The organism is Streptomyces sp. NPDC048111 (assembly GCF_043202815.1).
Taxonomy (GTDB): domain Bacteria; phylum Actinomycetota; class Actinomycetes; order Streptomycetales; family Streptomycetaceae; genus Streptomyces.
Genome location: NZ_JBIDBD010000005.1, coordinates 129,285 through 147,451, shown reverse-complemented (window position 1 = coordinate 147,451; position 18,167 = coordinate 129,285). Strand labels below are relative to the sequence as shown.

Here is an 18,167-nt window from a genome sequence, read left to right as displayed (position 1 = left end):
CTCGTCACGCTCACGCCGCCTTCTCCTCCGCCCAGCGCCGCACGTGCGGCAGGTCGTCGTCCAGCCAGAACGCGCTCTGCTCGGGGTCCCGGGAGTCGGTGACGACCAGGATCTCCTCGAACTTCGCGCCCGTACCCCGGAATCCGAGGTGCGGCTCGACCGCCCACAGCCCCGGCCGGGGCGGGTGGTCGGAAAACTTGTAGGGCGACCAGAGCGGCGACCAGCCGTCCCGGTGGCCGTGCAGTGCGTCGCTCGCCAGGCCCTTGAGGGCCTGGGTGCCGAATCCGAAGACGGTCGGCGACCAGCGCCGCTCCCGCACCTCGTCGATCTTGTGGGCGATCACGCCGAAGGGATAGGCGCGGTGCCGGTTGGCGTACCCCTGGCGGACCATGAGCCGGTCCACGTCCTCGTAGATCTCGCGCAGCGGGCGTTTTTCGCGCACCTCGCGCAGGATCAGCGCGCGGTGCGCCTCCAGATCCGCGAGCAGCCGGTCGTGCACCGGGTTGAGGCCGAGACAGCCCGAGTAGCCGATGTCGGCGGTGAAACCCTTGTGGACGGGAGCCATGTCGAGGATGAAGGGCATCCCCGCCTCCAGGCGCCGGCCGGTGGGGAAGAACTGCAGCGGGACACGGAAGTTCGTGAACGCCGTACGGTCCCCGAACCAGGCGAACGGCAGGTGGAACCAGTCCCGCACGCCGTGCTCGCGCAGCCAGTCCCGCTGCATCCGCGCGGCCTCCCGCTCGGTCACCCCCGGCTTGAGCTGGGCGGCCACCGCCTCCGCACACGCGTAGGCGAGGCTCTGCACTTCCCTGAACCCGCGCAGCCGCGCGTCGAGCCCGGCCTTCACTGCCGATGGCATCCATCCACCCCTGTCGCCGTACGCGTGCGTAACTTGACACTGATGAATGTGACAATGCCCGGCGGCTGCGTCAAGGGCCCCGCATCACCCTGTGGACAACGGCCGTCCTGTGGACAACCTCGCCGCCCGGGAGCGTGGCCCATCCACCTCACGTACGGGTTCCCCTACGGGGCCGTACCTCTGGAGTCGGACATCGATCCAGCCGTCTGGTCTGACGATTCGTGTGTCCTGCGCCACTACCGTCGATGACGTGACTGTGATCGCGACCGAAAGCCTGAGCAAGCGGTTCCCCCGGGTGACCGCGCTTGACCGGCTCTCGTTGGACATCGGCCCCGGCGTGACCGGGCTCGTGGGCGCCAACGGAGCCGGCAAGTCCACGTTGATCAAGATCCTTCTTGGTCTCTCGCCCGCCACGGAGGGCACCGCCACCGTGCTCGGCCTCGACGTGGCGACCAGCGGCAGCGCCATCCGCGAGCGGGTGGGCTACATGCCGGAGCACGACTGCCTGCCGCCCGACGTCTCGGCCACCGAGTTCGTCGTGCACATGGCGCGCATGTCGGGCCTGCCGGCCACCGCCGCCCGCGAGCGCACCGCCGACACCCTGCGCCACGTGGGGCTCTACGAGGAGCGCTACCGGCCCATCGGCGGCTACTCGACCGGCATGAAGCAGCGGGTCAAGCTCGCCCAGGCGCTCGTCCACGACCCCCGGCTCGTCCTCCTGGACGAGCCGACCAACGGGCTCGACCCGGTGGGCCGCGACGAGATGCTCGGCCTGATCCGCCGCATCCACACCGACTTCGGCATCTCGGTCCTGGTCACCTCGCACCTGCTGGGCGAGCTGGAGCGCACCTGCGACCACGTCGTGGTCGTCGACGGCGGCCGGCTGCTGCGCTCCAGCTCCACCAGCGACTTCACGCAGACCACCGCCACCCTGGCGGTCGAGGTCACCGACTCCGACAGCCACCCCGACGGCACGGAGGCGGTACGCGCGGCGCTCGTCGCGGCGGGGCTCACCCTGCACGCCGGGGTCGAGGACGGGCTGCCGGGCGCCGGTCACATCCTCCTGGTCGAGGCCACCGGGGACCACGTCTACGACACGGTCCGCGACACCGTGGCCCACCTGGGCCTCGGCCTCGTACGCATGGAACAGCGCCGCCACCACATCGCCGAGGTGTTCCAGACCCCGGCGCCCGAGCCGGTCTCCGAGCGCGCCGCCGCGTGGGCAGCCACCGCGGCCGGCGCCGAGCAGAAGGGAGACGGCCGCGATGGCAACTGACAGCGCCCAGACCCAGATCCACAACATCGGCTACCGCAACTACGACGGGCCGCGGCTCGGCCGGGCCTATGCCCGCCGCTCGCTGTTCTCGCAGTCGCTGCGCGGTGCGTACGGGCTCGGCCGCAGCGCCAAGTCCAAGGTGCTGCCGATGCTGCTGTTCGCGGTGATGTGCGTCCCGGCGGCCATCATGGTCGCGGTCGCCGTCGCCACGAAGGCCAACGACCTGCCGGTGGCGTACACGCGGTACGCGATCCTGCTGCAGGCCGTCATCGGCCTGTTCATCGCGGCCCAGGCACCCCAGACCGTCTCGCGCGACCTGCGGTTCAAGACGGTGCCGCTGTATTTCTCGCGGCCGATCGAGCACGTCGACTACGTCCTGGCCAAGTTCGCGGCCATGGCATCGGCCCTGTTCATCATCACCGGCGCACCCCTGGTGATCCTGTACATCGGCTCCCTGCTCGCCAAACTCGACTTCGCGGACCAGACCAAGGGGTTCGCCCAGGGGCTGGTCTCGGTGGCGCTGCTCTCCCTCCTCTTCGCCGGCCTCGGCCTGGTCATCGCCGCTCTGACGCCGCGCCGGGGCTTCGGAGTGGCCGCCGTCATCGCCGTCCTGACGGTCTCCTACGGCGCCGTGTCCGCGGTGCAGGCCATCGCCTTCAACCAGGGCTCGCCCGGAGCGGTCCAGTGGCTGGGCCTGTTCTCCCCCATCACGCTCATCGACGGCGTACAGACCGCGTTCCTCGGAGCGAGTTCCCAGTTCCCCGGTGGCAGCGGCCCGGGATCCGGCACCGGGGTGGTCTACCTGCTCGTCGTCCTCGCGCTGATCTACGGCTCGTACGCCGTCCTGATGCGCCGCTACCGGAAGGTCGGGCTGTGACCACCATCGACATCGACCACACCTCGCGCTGGTTCGGCAACGTGGTGGCGGTCAACGACGTCACCATGACGATCGGCCCCGGCGTGACCGGGCTGCTCGGCCCCAACGGCGCCGGGAAGTCCACGCTCATCAACATGATGGGCGGCTTCCTCGCCCCCTCCAGGGGCACGGTCACGCTCGACGGGGAGCAGATCTGGCGCAACGAATCCGTCTACCGGAAGGTCGGCATCGTCCCCGAACGGGAGGCCATGTACGACTTCCTGACGGGGCGTGAATTCGTGGTCGCCAACGCGGAGTTGCACGGCCTCGGTGCCCGCGAGGCCGGCCGGGCGCTGGCCACCGTCGAGATGGAGTACGCCCAGGACCGCAAGATCCAGACGTACAGCAAGGGCATGCGTCAGCGCGTCAAGATGGCGTCCGCCCTGGTGCACGAGCCGTCGGTGCTGCTGCTCGACGAACCGTTCAACGGGATGGACCCGCGCCAGCGCATGCAGTTGATGGACCTGCTGCGGCGGATGGGGGCCGAGGGCCGCACGGTGCTGTTCTCCTCCCACATCCTCGAAGAGGTCGAGCAGCTGGCCTCCCACATCGAGGTCATCGTCGCCGGACGGCACGCGGCCAGCGGTGACTTCCGCAAGATCCGCCGCCTCATGACGGACCGACCGCACCGCTATCTGATCCGCTCCAGCGACGACCGGGCGCTGGCCGCGGCACTGATCGCCGACCCCTCCACCGCCGGGATCGAGGTGGACCTCAAGGAGGGCGCCCTGCGCGTCCAGGCCGTCGACTTCGGCCGGTTCACCACGCTGCTGCCGCAGGTGGCCCGGGCGAACGACATCCGTCTGCTGACGGTCTCGCCCTCCGACGAGTCCCTCGAATCCGTCTTCTCCTACCTCGTAGCGGCCTGAGCGCCTCCAGAAAGGAGCGGTGACGTTCCCATGTACAACCCGACCGTCGCCCGGCTCACCTACCGGGCTCTGCTCGGCCGCCGCCGGGCCGCCATCCTCTTCGTCCTGCCGGCCCTGCTGATCGTGATCTCGGTGGCCGTCCGTTCCTTCAGCGGAGCCGACGACCAGGTCACCGCCGACCTGCTCGGCAGTTTCGCGCTCGCCACGATGGTGCCGCTGATCGGCGTCATCGCCGGCACCGGCGCGATCGGCCCCGAGATCGACGACGGCTCGATCGTCTATCTGCTGGCCAAGCCCGTGAAGCGGTCGACGATCATCTTCACCAAGCTGATCGTCGCCATCGCCGTCACCATGGCGTTCTCCGCCATCCCGACGCTGATCGCAGGGTTCGTCCTCAATGGCAACGGCCAGCAGATCGCCATCGCCTACACCGTGGCGGCCCTCGTCGCCTCCATCGCCTACGCCGCGGTCTTCCTGCTGCTCGGCACCGTCACCCGGCACGCGGTCGTCTTCGGGCTGGTGTACGCGCTGGTCTGGGAGTCGCTGTTCGGCAGCCTGGTGCCGGGGGCGCGCACGCTGAGCGTGCAGCAGTGGTCGCTCGCCCTGGCCCAGCGCATCGGCCAGAACGACGTGATCTCCTCGGACGTCGGCCTGCCGCTCGCGGTCGTCCTGCTGGTGGGCGTGACCGCGCTGGCCACCTGGTACGCGGGCCAGAAGCTGCGCACCCTGAAGCTGGCCGGGGAGGAGTGACGGGGGTGTCCTTCCCGGACGGGGGCGGGGCCCGGCAACCGCGGTGCGGTCGCCGGGCCCCGCCTTTCGTGCGCCCGGGGTTCCTTACCTGCGGCGCTTACGGCGCGGGTGCGGGGGGTGCGGGAGCCGACGCTTGAGGTCGACGACGTCCTCGGATACGTCCGTGAGGCGGACGCTCATCGCGCCGACCACGCGGTTGGTGGCGTCGAGCCGGCGGTCCAGTCCGTCGAGGCGGACCTCGACGCCTTCGAGCCGGCGGTCCATCGTCCCCATCCGCTGGTCCATCGCGGCCATCCGCTGGTCCATGGAGGACATCCGCCGGTCCAGGGAGTCCAGCCGCGTCGACATCCGGCTCAGCACCGGACCGAGCTCCTGGAGGGCGGGGCCGATCCGGGCCATGGAACTCTCCAGATCGGTGACCCGGTGGTCGAGCCCGTCGTAGCGGGGGTCGCTGGTGATGACGGTGCGGGGGCGGGCGGACTCCTCGGTGTCGAGGAGGTACGTCCGGACGCAGCGCGCTACTTCGCTGTCGCGAAGGAGCATGGCTATGTTGAGGACGGTTCGGCGGGTGAAGAGGCGGAGGTGCGAGCGCCCCTGTGGATAACTTTCCGGGGTGGCGCAGGGTGGCGTGGTCAACTTGACCACGCCATCGACGCGCAGGTCATCGCCGTTGAGGGTGGTCATTCCGTTGGTGATGAGCTCCTCGCGGTGCCGCCGGACGATGCTGTGGACAGCATCCTTGTGGACAGCGAAGTACTGGGCGACGCCTTCCGTGGTCACATGCAGACCATCGGGTAGCAGCTGCAATGCTTTGACCTTCTCCAGGACGTCGACACGTCCCAGGTGGTCGGCGCGCAGGGTGCGCGATTCGAGTAGGGCGACTTCGGACGGCATGGTCGGGCCTTCCGTTCATGGTCGTTGGTTGCTGATGATCTGGATGCCCTGACCCCGGGCTGCAGGGGTGGAGGTCCGCTCATCTACGCCACTGACTCAATGACCGGTTCTTGTACCGCGACCGGCAATCCCCAAATTCACGAAAGGTACGACGCCACTCACTCCAATTGCCTCCACGCACGGTGGACAACGAGCGGACTTTCGTACAAGTCACGCGTCCGGGGAACGTCTGTTGGGAACAAACGTTTCGGCTCAACCCGACCTCGCCCCGTCCCGCCCCCTACACCGTCCGGTCGCGGGCCGCGAAGAGCCCCACGGCCAGGGCCGCCGCGCACACGCCGAGGACCAGGGCGATCGGTACCGTCCAGCCGCCCGTCGCCTGGTGCACCGCGCCCGCCGCGAGCGGGCCGACGGCGGCCAGCAGGTAGCCGACCGTCTGAGCCATGCCCGAGAGGCGGGCCGCCGTGCGGGCGTCGCCCGAGCGCAGCACGATCATCGTGAGGGCCAGGCCCACCGCGCCGCCCTGGCCGATGCCGAGGATCCCCGCCCACAGCCAGGCGCCGCTCACCGGGGCCACCATCAGACCCGCGTAACCGGCCGCCACCAGCGACGTGACCAGCACGATCAGCGGGCGCTGGCTGCGCATCCGGCCCGCCAGGAGCGGCACCGCGAACGCGCCCGCCACCTGGATTAGGTTGTTGAACGCGAAGATCACGCCCGCCGTGGAGCGGCTCATCCCGTGGTCCGTGAAGATCGTCGGCATCCAGGCGATCAGGACGTACGACCAGAGCGACTGGAGCCCCATGAAGAGGGTGACCTGCCACGCCAGCGCTGACCGCCACACACTCCTCTCGGCGGAGGCGGAGGCGGAGGCGGAGGCGGAGGCGGAGGCGGAGGCGGAGGCGGAAGTGGAAGCGGCATCGGCAGCGGAACGGGCGACGGCGCCGGCCGGGGCCGCAGAAGCGCCGCGCCCGGAACCCGCTCGCCCGGGGCCTCCGACCCGCACCTCGTGCCCCGTACGCCCGCGCGCGATCAGCACCTGCGGCAGCCAGGCCACCGCGGCCAGGACCGCGAGCAGTGACCAGACCGCGAGCGAGCCCTGCCAGCTGTCGCCGAACGCCTTCTCCAGGGGCACCGAGGACGCCGCCACCAGGGTCGCTCCCGCGATCATCGAGCCGGTGTACACGGACGTCATGGACGCGGCCCGGTCCGGGAAGTCCCGCTTGATCAGGCCGGGCATCAGCACGTTGAGCAGGGCTATCGCGGTGCCGACCAGCACGCCGCCGCCGTACAGCGCGACCGTGGACGGGGCCACGCGCACCAGGATGCCGGCGGCCAGGAGCAGCAGCGCGAAGAGCAGCACCGGCTCGCTCCCGAAGCGCCGGGCGAGCCAGGGGGCCACCAGCGCGCCGAGGCCGAGGAAGAGCACGGGAACGGAAGTCACCAGGCTGCTCGCCGTCGAGGACAGGCCGAACGTCGTGCTGATGTCGCCCACCAGCGGGGACACGCTGGCCAGCGCGGCCCGCATGTTGACCGACGCCAGGATGATGCCGATCAGGAGCACCACCGGATGGGCGAGCAGCGCCCGCCGTGCGGCGAGGCCCTCCGGCGACGGCCGTACGTCGGCCTCGGCATCCGGCAACAGCAATTGATCAACATCGGGGCGTGACAAGACGAGCGCCTTTCCGGGGGTGGTGAGGGGTCTTCCGAACGGGGTGTCCGGGGGTTGTTCTCCGAGGGCGTCTCCTGGACGGCGCGGTACTGGACGGCGCGGTACTGGACTACGTGGTCCTGGACTATGTGGGTCCTGGACTGCGCGTCCCGGGCCGCGTGCCCCGACCACGCGCCTCGGCGGCCCAGGCCGCCGGCCGGCGCGGGGTTCAGCGGGCCGCGAGCGCCCGCACCGTCTCCAGAGGTTTGCGCAGCAGTTCGCGCACGGCGCCTTCCGCCGCGGCCGGGTCGCCGCTCTCGATCGCGTCCACCAGCGCCTCATGGGTATCGAGGTCGATCGGGGGCATCTCCTCGTCGCGCAGCGAGGTGATCAGGCTTTCGTGCACCTGGACCGAGAAGAAGCGGTAGACCTCGATGAACGCCGGGTTGTGGGTGGCCTGCACCACGCCCAGGTGGAACGACATGTCGGCGTCGGCGGCGCGGTCGCCGTGTTCGCGCAGGGTCTGCAGGGCGCCGCGCAGCGCCACCATGTCGGCGGTGTCGCGGCGCGCGGCGGCCAGCCGGGCGGCCTCGGCCTCCAGGGCGACGCGGAGTTCGAGCACGTCGAGGGCGTCGGCGGCGCGAATCTCCCGCAGCGCGGCCGAGGGGTCGGCCGTGGAGCGGACGAAGGTGCCGTTGCCCTGGCGGGACTCGAGCAGCCCCGCGTGCACCAGGACGCGTACCGCCTCGCGGACCGTATTGCGGCCGACACCCAGCTGTTCGGCGAGGTCGTGCTCGGTCGGAATGCGGGCGTCGACCGCCCATTCGCCGTTGGTCAGCTGGGCCTTCAGCTGATCGACCACGGTGTCCACCAGGGACTGCCGTCCCGCCGTTCGCAGCGCCACGCCGTCACTCCATTCACCCGGTTGCCCAGTCATCCTACAACTGATGATCCCTGTGTCCTCACGTGATGCACAGCGTTCCGGGCCATCATCTAGGGATGGCGACCTTGCTCCATCGCGGCACCGCGCCCTCAAGGGCGGTCCGTTCCTGGGTGCGTTCCACGCCCGGGACGCACGTCTGGCTGCTGACCATCGCGGTGACCAGCCTCGTCATCCAGCTCTCCACCCAGGGCCTGCAGCGCTTTCTGCTGCACCGCAACAGCAGCAACATCCACGAGCTGACCCGCCACCCGGTGCAGTCCCTGTTCACCAGCGCGTTCTGGATCGAGAACCCGTCCTCGCTCCTGCTCTACCTCGTGCTCTTCGAGGTCGTCCACGGTTCGGTGGAGCGCTGGCTCGGCACCCTGCGCTGGCTGTGCACGGTCGTCGTCGGCCATGTGGTGGCGACCCTGATCAGCCAGGAGTACGTCCTGTGGTCCATCCAGAACCAGCATCTGCCGCGGCGGCTCGCGCACGCGATGTCGCACGTCGTGGACATCGGCGTCAGTTACGGGCTCGCCGCGTCGGCGGGCATCCTCGTGTACCGGCTGCCGAACCCCTGGCGCTGGCTCTACCTGGTGGGCGTGGTCACCTTCTTCGGGCTGCCGCTCGCCTCCGGGGGCACGTTCACCGACCTCGGTCATGTGACCGCGCTGCTCATCGGCTTCGCCTGCTGGCCCCTGACGCGCGGGGTGCCGCCGCGAAAACCGGTGGCGGCCAACAGGCCTGCCGGGCACAGTGGTTGAGGCAATCGCACACGGAGGACGCGGACCCGTCGCACGGGGGAGATGAGCGCGCCGAGGACGGTCGCGCGCCGGTCGGAACACGACCGTACGCGGGCGTTCCGCGCGCTCGGGCGGGTCGGCGGGGCAGGCGGCGGAGCAGCACTCACGGCTTCGCAGGCCGCCCCCCGTGCGCGGTTGTCCGGGGCGGCCGCTTCGAGCGCGCGTCAGCGCGAGGCCGCCCCTCCCACATGGGTAAGGGGCGCCCGCAATGGCGGACGCCCCTTACCCATGTCCTCTGGTTGCCCAGCGGGCCGGGCCCCTGTGCACCGTGCCCCGGCGGACGCTCAGCCCGCGAGGAGCTGCTCCAGGACCACCGCGATGCCGTCGTCGTCATGGGACGCCGTGATCTCGTGGGCGACGGCCTTCAGCGCGTCATGCGCGTTGGCCATCGCCACGCCGTGCTGCGCCCAGCCGAACATCGGGATGTCGTTGGGCATGTCCCCGAACGCGATCGTCTCCGCGGCCTTGCAGCCGAGGCGGCGCGCCGCCAGGGAGAGCCCGGTCGCCTTGCTGAGGCCGAGCGGCAGCAGCTCCACCACGCCCGCGCCCGCCATGACCACGTCCACCAGACTGCCGACCACCTGCCGGGTGATCTGCGCCAGGGCGTCGTCGTCGTACGCGGGGTGCTGGATGTACACCTTGTTCAGGGGCGCGGCCCACAGCGCGGCGGGGTCCTCGAAGGCCGTGACCGGAAGCGGGCCCTCCTGGACCTGGTAGCCGGGCCCGACCAGGACCTCGCCGTCGATGCCGTCGCGGCTCGCGGCGAGCGCGAGCGGCCCGATCTCCGCCTCGACCTTGGACAGGGCGAGCCCCGCGAGCTGGCGGTCGAGGGTGACCGAGGTCAGCAGCCGGTGCTCGCCGGCGTGGTAGACCTGCGCGCCCTGCCCGCACACCGCGAGACCGTCGTAGCCGAGGTCGTCGAGGATGTGCCGGGTCCAGGCCACCGACCGTCCGGTCACCACGATGTGCGCGGCGCCCGCCGCGGTGGCCGCGGCCAGGGCGTCACGCGTGCGCTGCGAGACGGACTCGTCGGAACGCAGCAGCGTCCCGTCCAGATCGGTCGCGACCAGCTTGTACGGGAACGGGCGCCCCTCGGTGGTGCTCACTTGGAGATCGGCTCCAGGACCTCGCGGCCGCCGAGGTAGGGGCGGAGTACGGGCGGGACGCGCACCGAGCCGTCGGGCTGCTGGTGGTTCTCCAGGATCGCCACGATGGTGCGGGGGACCGCGCACAGCGTGCCGTTCAGGGTGGACAGCGGCGCGACCTTGCTCTTGCCCTCGCTGGTGTCGCGCATCCGGACCGACAGGCGGCGGGCCTGGAAGCCGTCGCAGTTGGAGGCCGAGGTGAGCTCGCGGTACTTGCCCTGGGTGGGGATCCAGGCCTCGCAGTCGAACTTGCGCGAGGCCGAGGCGCCGAGGTCACCGGTGGCGACGTCGATCACCTGGAAGGGCAGTTCGAGGGCGGTCAGCCACTGCTTCTCCCAGTCCAGGAGGCGCTTGTGCTCGCTCTCGGCGTCGTCCGGGTGGACGTAGGAGAACATCTCGACCTTGTCGAACTGGTGCACCCGGAAGATGCCGCGGGTGTCCTTGCCGTACGTGCCGGCCTCGCGGCGGAAGCAGGGCGAGAAGCCGGCGTAGCGCAGCGGAAGCTTGTCCGCGTCGATGATCTCGTCCATGTGGTAGGCCGCGAGCGGGACCTCGGAGGTGCCGACCAGGTAGTAGTCGTCCTTCTCCAGGTGGTACACGTTCTCGGCGGCCTGGCCGAGGAAGCCGGTGCCCTCCATGGCGCGCGGGCGGACCAGGGCCGGGGTGAGCATAGGGATGAACCCGGCCTCGGTGGCCTGGGCGATCGCCGCGTTGACCAGGGCGAGTTCGAGGAGCGCGCCGACACCGGTCAGGTAGTAGAAGCGCGAGCCGGAGACCTTCGCGCCGCGCTCGACGTCGATGGCGCCCAGCGCCTCGCCGAGCTCCAGGTGGTCCTTGGGCTCGAAGCCCTCGGCGCCGAAGTCGCGGATGGTGCCGTGCGTCTCCAGGACGACGAAGTCCTCCTCGCCGCCTACCGGCACGTCCGTGTGGACGATGTTGCCGAGCTGGAGGAGCAGCTGCTTGGCCTGTTCGTCGGCGTCGTTCTGCGCGGCCTCGGCGGCCTTGACGTCGGTCTTGAGCTGCTCGGCCTTCTTCAGCAGCTCGGCACGCTCGTCCGGCGTGGCCTTGGGGATGAGCTTGCCGAGCGACTTCTGCTCACTGCGCAGCTCGTCGAAGCGGAGGCCCGAGGACCTGCGCAGCTCGTCGGCGGAGAGCAGGGCGTCGACGAGGGCGACGTCCTCTCCACGGGCGCGCTGGGAGGCGCGAACACGGTCGGGGTCCTCACGGAGCAGGCGAAGGTCAATCACCCCTCCAGGCTACCGGTGCTCACTCGCGGCACCCCACCGGATATCCCGTGCCACACCGGCCCGCGTGTCACTTTGTCCGTATTGACCGGATTGGGGAATCTGGTCGTGAAATTGCGCGCGGAGGGCCCGGGCGACCGTCAAGAAAAGTCCCCCTTCCCCCGGAAAGAGGCGCTTTCCGGACCGCCGTTGACCGACTCCCTTGCGGGACAACGGACTTGTCCACAGAAGTGCGCGGCGCCGGATACTTATCCACAGGCTGTGTGGAGTATCTGTGGACTGCGGAAGAGATCGTTCCGAAAGCCGCATGCGGGGCCGAGGATTCCCGTCCCAAACCCGTCCCACACACTCATTCGGGTGGGAATTGCTCGCTCTAAAGAGTTGATCAATGGAATTGAGGTGACAGGGGCTGACGTGACGGCCTGTGGACCGATGTGTCGTCACTAGAGGGATTTGTCGACTGTGTCCGGTTGTGTTGTCGACTTACCCACAGGTCGAGATGCCAGCCTGTGGATAACTTTGTGGACAACGAAAATCAGCAGGTAGGACCGGCTGTCAGTCGCTCCCGGTCGGGCTACGCGCGCCCGTCCTGGCAGCGGGCCAGCCACTCCGCCGCCTCGACGAACTCCGCGTCCGACGTGCCGGCCCGCAGTGCCCGTACGTCGTCGAGCGTCACCTCGGCCCTCGGGTACGAACCGAGGAAGCGCACCTCGGGGCAGATCCGCCGCAGACCCATCAGGGCCTCCCCCACCCGGCGCTCGGAGATGTGGCCCTCGGCGTCGATGGCGAAGCAGTAGTTGCCGATGCCCTGGCCGGTCGGCCGGGACTGGAGGAGCATCAGGTTGACCCCGCGCACCGAGAACTCCTGGAGCAGTTCGAGCAGGGCGCCCGGATGGTCCTCGCGCTGCCACAGGACCACCGAGGTCTTGTCCGCACCGGTCGGGGCGGCGGGCCGGGCCGGGCGGCCGACGAGCACGAACCGGGTCTGGGCGTTGACCGCGTCGTGGATCTCGGTGATCAGCGGCTCAAGGCCGTACGTCGCCGCCGCGAACTCGCCCGCGAACGCCGCGTCGTAGCGACCCTCCTGGACCAGGCGCGCGCCGTCGGCGTTGGAGGCGGACGACTCCCAGAGCGCCTCGGGCAGATGGGCCTTCAGCCAGTTGCGCACCTGGGGCTGGGCCGCCGGGTGCGCGGTGACGGTCTTGATGTCGGCCAGCGTGGTGCCCGGGCGCACCAGCAGCGCGAAGGTGATGGAGAGCAGCACTTCGCGGTAGATCATCAGCGGCTCGCCCGAGACCAGCTCGTCAAGGGTGGTGGTGATGCCGCCCTCCACCGAGTTCTCGATGGGGACCAGGGCCGCGGCGGCCTCTCCGTTGCGCACCGCGTCCAGGGCGGCCGGCACGGACACCATCGGGACCAGCTCGCGGGTGGCGGCCTCGGGGAGCGTGCGCAGGGCGGCCTCGGTGAACGTGCCCTCGGGACCCAGATAGGTGTATCGCGTGGCGGACATGCACGTCACACTAATGGCCCGCGGTGACCGGAACCCACCGCTCCCGGCGAACGTCTCGCGGGCCGGGCGCGGCCCTCGCGCACCGCGCGCGGTCACGACTCCAGGAGCCGCTGGCCCACGTACTCGCCGGCCCGCGGCCCGCCGGGAACCGCGAACAGGCCGCTCGCCTCGTGCCGCAGGAACGGGGACAGCGCGTCCCCCCGGTCGAGCTTGCGCTGCACCGGCACGAAGCCCCTGATCGGGTCGGCCTGCCAGCACACGAAGAGCAGCCCGGCGTCCGGGGAGCCGTCCGCGGCGATGCCGTCGTGGAAGGAGAACGCGCGCCGCAGCATGGCCGCGCCGCCGTTCTGCTCGGGGGCGGCGATGCGGGCGTGGGCGTTCTGGGGGATGACGAGCTTGCCGTCCGGGCCGAACTGGTCGAGCCGCATCTCGGTGTTCTCATCACCGCCCGAAAGAGGGGCGCCGTTCGACTTCTTGCGGCCGATCACCTTCTCCTGTTCCGGCTGCGCCAGCTTCTCCCAGGAGTCCAGGAGCATCCGGATCCGCCGCACGACCGCGTACGAGCCGCCCGCCATCCAGTCCGGCTGTCCGCCGTCCGGCACGAAGATCCGCTGCTCGAAATCGGCGTCCGAGGGCTTGGGGTTGCCGGTGCCGTCGATCTGGCCCATCAGGTTGCGGGCGGTCATCGGCTTTCCGGTGGCGCCCGGGGTGCGGTTGAAGCCGTTCATCTGCCAGCGCACCCCGGCCGCGGCGCCGGCGTCCCGCTGGATCGCGCGCAGCGCGTGGAAGGCGACCAGCGCGTCGTCGGCGCCGATCTGCACCCACAGGTCGCCGCCCGAGCGCCGGGGGTCGAGCTGGTCGGAGGAGAAGTCGGGCAGCGGGTCCAGCTGTCCGGGGCGCCGGTCGGTGAGCCGCGTACGGTCGAAGAAGCTGTGGCCGAAGCCGAAGGTGATGCTCAGCGAGGAGGGGCCGGCGTCCAGCGCGACGCCGGTGTCACCGCCGCCCGCCGGTTTGCCCGCCATCAGCGACTCGGCCGTGGCCGACCAGCGCCGCATCAGGGCGGCGGCCTCCTTGCGCCCGGCGCCGGGGGCCAGGTCGAAGGCGATCAGATGGCCGGTGGACTGAAGCGGAGTGGTGATCCCCGCTTGATGTTTCCCGTGAAACATCACCTCCGTGGCGCCGACCGACGTCAGGGGGGTGGTGTCGTCGGGGGGCTGGACGGCCGCGTACGCACCGGCACCGCCCGCGGCCCCCAGGGCCAGACCGGCCGCGCCCACCGCGCCCACGGTGCCGAGCAGCTTGCGCCGGGAGATGTCCAGGGCGGGCTCGGCGGGAGCGGCCTGGGGCCGCTCGGAGTTCTTGGTCTCGCTCATCTCAGTTCAACTCAGCCGATCTTGACGTTCTTGTCCACGGTGGTCTCGTCGATCTCGGAGGTGCGTACGGTCACCGAGACCTGCCAGTCGCCCGCCATCGGGATCTGTACGCCGCTCGCGCTCCAGTGTCCGGCGGTGATGTGGTCGGGCACGACGGGCAGCGGCCCCACCGACTTGGCGGCCAGCGTGAAGGCGACCTTCACCTCGGGGGCGTCCTTGGGCTTGCCCGCCGGGTCCTGGAGGTAGACGTGCAGGTCGTTGGCGCCGGTGCGGCCCGGGTCGAGGGTGAGCTCGATCGTGCCCCTGCCGTTCTGGCCGCCGGTGTCGAACGGGAGCCTGATGTCCACGGGCCGGTCGGCGACGGCGATCTGGGAGCCGGCCTTCGCGCGGTCCACGGCCTGCTGGGTGCGGGCGGGCTCGGTCTGGGTGAGCACGGTGGTGACGGCGAGCAGCACCACCGCGACCCCGGCCTCCGCGAGGACGGTGCGGCGCAGGCCGGTCCGCTCGGGGTCTGCGTCGCGGATCCGCCGCTCGCGGGCGGTGCTCATCGCGGCCTGCTGGCGGGCGAGTTGAGCGGCCCGCCGGGAGTCCTTGCCGTCGGCCGTGCCGTCGGTCTCGCCGTCCCCCTTCCCGGCGTCGGGGACGGTGACAGTGACGGGGGCTGGGGCGGTGACGGGCGCGGGTTCGCCGGCCCGCTGCTCGACGATCGCGGCGGCCTCGGCCTCCGGCGCGGTGCGCTCCGACAGGCGCGCGGTCCAGCGGCGCGAGAGCGACGCGGTCGCCACCAGCACGGCCACCAGGGCGACCTTGACGATCAACAGCTGCCCATAGGCGGTGTCGACGAGCGCCGACCAGGTGCCGACCTGCCGCCAGGACTGGTAGACGCCGGTCGCGGCGAGCGTGACCACGCTCCAGAACGCGACCCGCGAGAAGCGCTGCACCGCCGCGCGCTCGATGCCCGGGGCGCGGTACAGGGCGACGAGCAGGGTGGTGAGCCCGCCGAGCCAGGCCGCGACGGCCAGCAGGTGCAAGACGTCGACGGGCATCGCGATGCCGGGCTGCAGCCCGGTCGAGGCGTGCTCGGCGAGTGCCCAGGTCGCGGCGAGACCGGCGGCGACCACGGTGCCGCCGATGGCGAGGCCGAAGGTGAGGTCCTGCTTCTCGGCCTTCTCGTTCTCCTCGTCGCGCCTGGCGTACGCGCCGAACAGGACGGAGACGAACAAGGCCGCGGCGCCGAGCAGCAGCAGCCGGGAGATGAGGGCCGCGCCGGGCTTGGTCTCCAGGACCGCCCGCAGCCCGTTGAGGTCGAAGGCGTCGGAGAGCTTTCCGGAGCCGGTGTAGGGGGTGCGGAGCAGCAGCATCGCGAGGGTGGCCGCGGTCATCGCGAGCCAGCCGCCGACGACGACCCGCTGGACCGGGCCCACCGTGGCCCCGCGCCGCCAGCAGGCCAGCACGAAGGCAGCGCCGCCGACGAGCAGCACGAACCCGGCGTAGGCCGCGTACCGCGCGATGCCGTAGAGGACGCCGACCACACCGCCGCCGACCTCCTGGCTCGGCACGACCGCGGCGGTCGCGGAGGACGCGCCGATGGAGAAGGTGAAGGCGCCGGAGACGGGGTGGCTGTCGGCGGAGATCGCCTGCCAGGCCACCGTGTAGGTGCCGTTGGGGATGCCGGTGCGCAGCCGGACGCCGTACTTGACGACGTCGCCGCTGCACAGATTGATGAGCTCGGCTGTGTCGGAGCGCCCACCGGCCGGGTCGAGGACCCGGATGGAGTTGGCGTCCAGGGCGACGCCCTCGGAGAAGGTGAGGGCGACCTGGGCCGGGGCGGTGGCGACCACCGCCCCCTCCTTCGGATCGCTGCCGGTCAGTGCGGCGTGCGCGGACGCGGGCGCGGCGCCCGCGAAGAGCGCGCCGAGCAGCGCCACCGTGACGAGCAGCAGCCGGGTCAGGGCTCTGTCCGGGGTGGTGCGAAGGCGTGGGGCGGTGGCCGTCATGTCAGTCCCTCAAGTCCTTCTGGACGCCTCAGTGGTGCTGCGCGTTGTAGGTGGCTTCCTTCACCGAGAGGTCGACCTTGATGGGGCCCGCCTTCTCGAAGTGCAGCTCGACGGTGACGTTCTCGCCCAGCTTCGGCTTCTTCTTGAGGCCCATGAACATGATGTGGTTGCCACCGCGTTCGAGGTCGAGCTCGCCGTTGGCCGGGACGTCGAAGGACTTCACCTCCTGCATCTTCTGGTTCTTGGTCTCGTGGATCGTGATGTCGTCCGACAGGTCGCTGGTGACCTTGGTGAGCTTGTCGGCGGTCTTGCTGTCGTTCTTGACGACGAGGAAGCCACCGGCCATGTCGCCGTTGGGCACCGGCATGAACGCGTCGCTCACCTGGAGCTTCGGCTTGGCGTCGGCGCTGTCGGAGCAGCCCGCGAGGGCCAGGCCGGCGGCCAGGGCTATGACGGCGGCGAGGGTCGAGCGGGCGGTGCGGGTGGTGCGGGTGGTGCGGCGGTTCACGGGTTCTCCCCCTTGATGATCTTCGGCAGGTCCTTGGAGTAGTCGGCGACGGTCGCGTCCTCGCCGTACAGCACATAGCCCTGGTCGGTCTTGGGGGAGAAGGCGATGACCTGTGCCCCGTGCATCGAGACGACCTTGCCGTCCTTGTCCTTGGTGGCCGGGTCGATGCCGATGCCGATGGAGCGGGCCCCCTTCTGGATGGTGGCGAAGTCGCCGGTCAGGCCGATGAAGGACGGGTCCTGGCCCTTGAGCCACTTGCCGAGCGAGGCGGGGGTGTCGCGCTCGGGGTCGGTCGTCACGAAGACGACCCGGAGCTTGTCCTGGTCCGCCTTGGGCAGCGCCTTCTTGGCGACGGCGATGTTGCCCATGGTCAGCGGGCAGACGTCCGGGCAGTTGGTGTAGCCGAAGTAGATGAGCGTCGGCCTGCCCTTGGTCTCGGCGCGGAAGTCGAACTTCTTGCCGTTGGTGTCGGTGAGGACGAAGTCGGGCTTGGTGAACGGCCGGTCGAGCAGTGTCGCGGCCTTGGTCTTCGCCGAGGCGGAGACATCGGCGACGGGACGGTCGGAGCCGCCGTCACCGCTGCTGCCGCACGCGGTCAGGGTGAGCGCCGCTGCCGCCGCCAGGGCGGCGGCAGTCAGCGCGGTCTTGTTGCGCATGGGGTGATTTTCCGGTCTTTTCCGGTCGAAGGGGTGCAGGAGGCGGGTTACGCGGTGCGGCGGCGGCCGGCGAACACGCCGAAGGCCACACCGGCGATGCCGGCGACGATGCCCACGACGCCCAGCACACGGGCCGTGGTGTCGGTGTCCGAGGAGGACGAGGCCTCGGCCGGCTTGTCGGCCGCGCCCTTGTCGGCGGCGGGGGCCGCGCCCCCGTGGCCCGCGGCGGCGGCCGTCAGCTGGAGGGTGGGCGCCGGGTTCGCGGGCTCGGCCGCGCCCTGCTTGGGCTCCTCGATCCAGCGCACGACCTCGTTGTTGTCGTACGTCTGCAGCGCCTTGAAGACGAGGTGGTCGGTGTCGGTGGGCAGCGAGCCCACGGACAGCGGGAACTTCTGGAACTGGCCGCTCTCGATGGCGCCGCCGCTCCAGGTCACCTTGGTGACGGCCTCGTTGATCTGCTTGCCGTGCACGGTCAGCGGCTTGTCCAGCTTGGACTTGGTGACCTCGACGTTCCAGCCCGGCACCGGCTGCGGCATGACGGAGGCCAGCGGGTGGTCGGCCGGGAAGTTGACCTCGACCTTGACCGTCTTGGCGTTGTCGCGCTCGTTGGGGACCTTGAAGTCGACGACCGCGTAACCGCCCTTGGCCGCCGCGCCCTCGGGCTGCACGGTGACGTGGGCGAAGGCCGTGCCCGAGAGCAGCAGGACGGATCCGGCGGCGAGCGAGGAGACGACGGCGATGCGGGTGCGCGAACGGGCAGCGTTCATGGCAGTGACACTCCAGTGAGCAGGAAG

The 18,167-nt window shown here is 70.7% G+C and carries 17 protein-coding genes; 5 read left to right on the top strand and 12 right to left on the bottom strand.

The annotated features are described in order from the left end of the window. Positions 1–10: 10 nt before the first annotated feature. Positions 11–859: a M24 family metallopeptidase gene (locus ACGF3I_RS12310; RefSeq protein ID WP_393130892.1), complete on the bottom strand. Its 849-nt coding sequence runs from the start codon at positions 857–859 to the stop codon at positions 11–13. A 256-nt stretch (positions 860–1,115) separates the two neighbouring features. On the opposite strand from ACGF3I_RS12310, the gene ACGF3I_RS12305 reads away from it, so the two are divergent. The 4 genes from ACGF3I_RS12305 to ACGF3I_RS12290 are packed head-to-tail and all read left to right on the top strand — an operon-like array spanning position 1,116 to position 4,670. Beyond that, positions 1,116–2,135, top strand: coding sequence for an ABC transporter ATP-binding protein (locus ACGF3I_RS12305; protein WP_393131243.1), 1,020 nt, complete (start codon positions 1,116–1,118; stop codon positions 2,133–2,135). Next, positions 2,125–3,012 (top strand): ABC transporter permease, encoded by an 888-nt coding sequence (locus ACGF3I_RS12300; RefSeq protein WP_393130889.1) that lies wholly within the window; start codon positions 2,125–2,127, stop codon positions 3,010–3,012. The genes ACGF3I_RS12305 and ACGF3I_RS12300 overlap by 11 nt, the downstream gene beginning before the upstream one ends. After that, positions 3,009–3,920 (top strand): ABC transporter ATP-binding protein, encoded by a 912-nt coding sequence (locus ACGF3I_RS12295; RefSeq protein WP_393130886.1) that lies wholly within the window; start codon positions 3,009–3,011, stop codon positions 3,918–3,920. Before ACGF3I_RS12300 ends, ACGF3I_RS12295 begins: the two co-directional genes overlap by 4 nt. A gap of 30 nt (positions 3,921–3,950) precedes the next feature. Further along, positions 3,951–4,670 (top strand): ABC transporter permease, encoded by a 720-nt coding sequence (locus ACGF3I_RS12290; protein ID WP_393130883.1) that lies wholly within the window; start codon positions 3,951–3,953, stop codon positions 4,668–4,670. An 84-nt stretch (positions 4,671–4,754) separates the two neighbouring features. On the opposite strand, the gene ACGF3I_RS12285 is transcribed toward ACGF3I_RS12290, so the two are convergent. The 3 genes from ACGF3I_RS12285 to ACGF3I_RS12275 form a co-directional block, all read right to left on the bottom strand. Next, positions 4,755–5,564: a hypothetical protein gene (locus ACGF3I_RS12285; RefSeq protein ID WP_393130881.1), complete on the bottom strand. Its 810-nt coding sequence runs from the start codon at positions 5,562–5,564 to the stop codon at positions 4,755–4,757. Between the two features lie 280 nt (positions 5,565–5,844). Next, positions 5,845–7,206, bottom strand: a complete 1,362-nt coding sequence (locus ACGF3I_RS12280) for a CynX/NimT family MFS transporter (protein ID WP_393131241.1) — start codon at positions 7,204–7,206, stop codon at positions 5,845–5,847. A gap of 238 nt (positions 7,207–7,444) precedes the next feature. Beyond that, on the bottom strand, positions 7,445–8,119 hold the full coding sequence (locus ACGF3I_RS12275) for a FadR/GntR family transcriptional regulator (protein ID WP_393130878.1): 675 nt from the start codon (positions 8,117–8,119) through the stop codon (positions 7,445–7,447). A 95-nt stretch (positions 8,120–8,214) separates the two neighbouring features. Between ACGF3I_RS12275 and ACGF3I_RS12270 the strand changes: the two genes are divergently transcribed. Beyond that, entirely contained in the window at positions 8,215–8,901 is a 687-nt protein-coding gene (locus tag ACGF3I_RS12270; RefSeq protein WP_393130875.1) for a rhomboid-like protein, read from the top strand. A gap of 323 nt (positions 8,902–9,224) precedes the next feature. On the opposite strand, the gene ACGF3I_RS12265 is transcribed toward ACGF3I_RS12270, so the two are convergent. From ACGF3I_RS12265 to ACGF3I_RS12230, 8 genes are all read right to left on the bottom strand, one after another. Continuing rightward, positions 9,225–10,046, bottom strand: a complete 822-nt coding sequence (locus ACGF3I_RS12265; protein WP_393130872.1) for an HAD family hydrolase — start codon at positions 10,044–10,046, stop codon at positions 9,225–9,227. After that, on the bottom strand, positions 10,043–11,332 hold the full coding sequence (gene serS, locus ACGF3I_RS12260) for a serine--tRNA ligase (RefSeq protein ID WP_393130869.1): 1,290 nt from the start codon (positions 11,330–11,332) through the stop codon (positions 10,043–10,045). Before serS ends, ACGF3I_RS12265 begins: the two co-directional genes overlap by 4 nt. A gap of 571 nt (positions 11,333–11,903) precedes the next feature. Beyond that, positions 11,904–12,839: a prephenate dehydratase gene (gene pheA / locus ACGF3I_RS12255; RefSeq protein WP_393130867.1), complete on the bottom strand. Its 936-nt coding sequence runs from the start codon at positions 12,837–12,839 to the stop codon at positions 11,904–11,906. Positions 12,840–12,931: 92 nt separating this feature from the next. Then, positions 12,932–14,212: an iron uptake transporter deferrochelatase/peroxidase subunit gene (efeB, locus tag ACGF3I_RS12250; RefSeq protein WP_393130865.1), complete on the bottom strand. Its 1,281-nt coding sequence runs from the start codon at positions 14,210–14,212 to the stop codon at positions 12,932–12,934. A gap of 11 nt (positions 14,213–14,223) precedes the next feature. After that, on the bottom strand, positions 14,224–16,209 hold the full coding sequence (locus tag ACGF3I_RS12245; protein ID WP_393130862.1) for a copper resistance CopC/CopD family protein: 1,986 nt from the start codon (positions 16,207–16,209) through the stop codon (positions 14,224–14,226). Between the two features lie 28 nt (positions 16,210–16,237). Further along, positions 16,238–16,717, bottom strand: a complete 480-nt coding sequence (locus tag ACGF3I_RS12240; RefSeq protein ID WP_393130860.1) for a copper chaperone PCu(A)C — start codon at positions 16,715–16,717, stop codon at positions 16,238–16,240. Then, positions 16,714–17,373, bottom strand: coding sequence for an SCO family protein (locus ACGF3I_RS12235; RefSeq protein WP_393130858.1), 660 nt, complete (start codon positions 17,371–17,373; stop codon positions 16,714–16,716). The genes ACGF3I_RS12240 and ACGF3I_RS12235 overlap by 4 nt, the downstream gene beginning before the upstream one ends. 47 nt (positions 17,374–17,420) lie before the next feature. After that, positions 17,421–18,140, bottom strand: coding sequence for a YcnI family protein (locus ACGF3I_RS12230; RefSeq protein WP_393130855.1), 720 nt, complete (start codon positions 18,138–18,140; stop codon positions 17,421–17,423). Positions 18,141–18,167: the final 27 nt, after the last annotated feature.

What these genes read in the sequence shown, in the direction of transcription:
- ACGF3I_RS12310 (WP_393130892.1), bottom strand. Translation starts at nt 859, where the DNA reads ATGCCATCGGCAGTGAAGGCCGGGCTCGACGCGCGGCTGCGCGGGTTC.
- ACGF3I_RS12300 (WP_393130889.1), top strand. Translation starts at nt 2,125, where the DNA reads ATGGCAACTGACAGCGCCCAGACCCAGATCCACAACATCGGCTACCGC.
- ACGF3I_RS12290 (WP_393130883.1), top strand. Translation starts at nt 3,951, where the DNA reads ATGTACAACCCGACCGTCGCCCGGCTCACCTACCGGGCTCTGCTCGGC.
- ACGF3I_RS12285 (WP_393130881.1), bottom strand. Translation starts at nt 5,564, where the DNA reads ATGCCGTCCGAAGTCGCCCTACTCGAATCGCGCACCCTGCGCGCCGAC.
- ACGF3I_RS12270 (WP_393130875.1), top strand. Translation starts at nt 8,215, where the DNA reads ATGGCGACCTTGCTCCATCGCGGCACCGCGCCCTCAAGGGCGGTCCGT.
- pheA (WP_393130867.1), bottom strand. Translation starts at nt 12,839, where the DNA reads ATGTCCGCCACGCGATACACCTATCTGGGTCCCGAGGGCACGTTCACC.
- efeB (WP_393130865.1), bottom strand. Translation starts at nt 14,212, where the DNA reads ATGAGCGAGACCAAGAACTCCGAGCGGCCCCAGGCCGCTCCCGCCGAG.
- ACGF3I_RS12245 (WP_393130862.1), bottom strand. Translation starts at nt 16,209, where the DNA reads ATGACGGCCACCGCCCCACGCCTTCGCACCACCCCGGACAGAGCCCTG.
- ACGF3I_RS12235 (WP_393130858.1), bottom strand. Translation starts at nt 17,373, where the DNA reads ATGCGCAACAAGACCGCGCTGACTGCCGCCGCCCTGGCGGCGGCAGCG.
- ACGF3I_RS12230 (WP_393130855.1), bottom strand. Translation starts at nt 18,140, where the DNA reads ATGAACGCTGCCCGTTCGCGCACCCGCATCGCCGTCGTCTCCTCGCTC.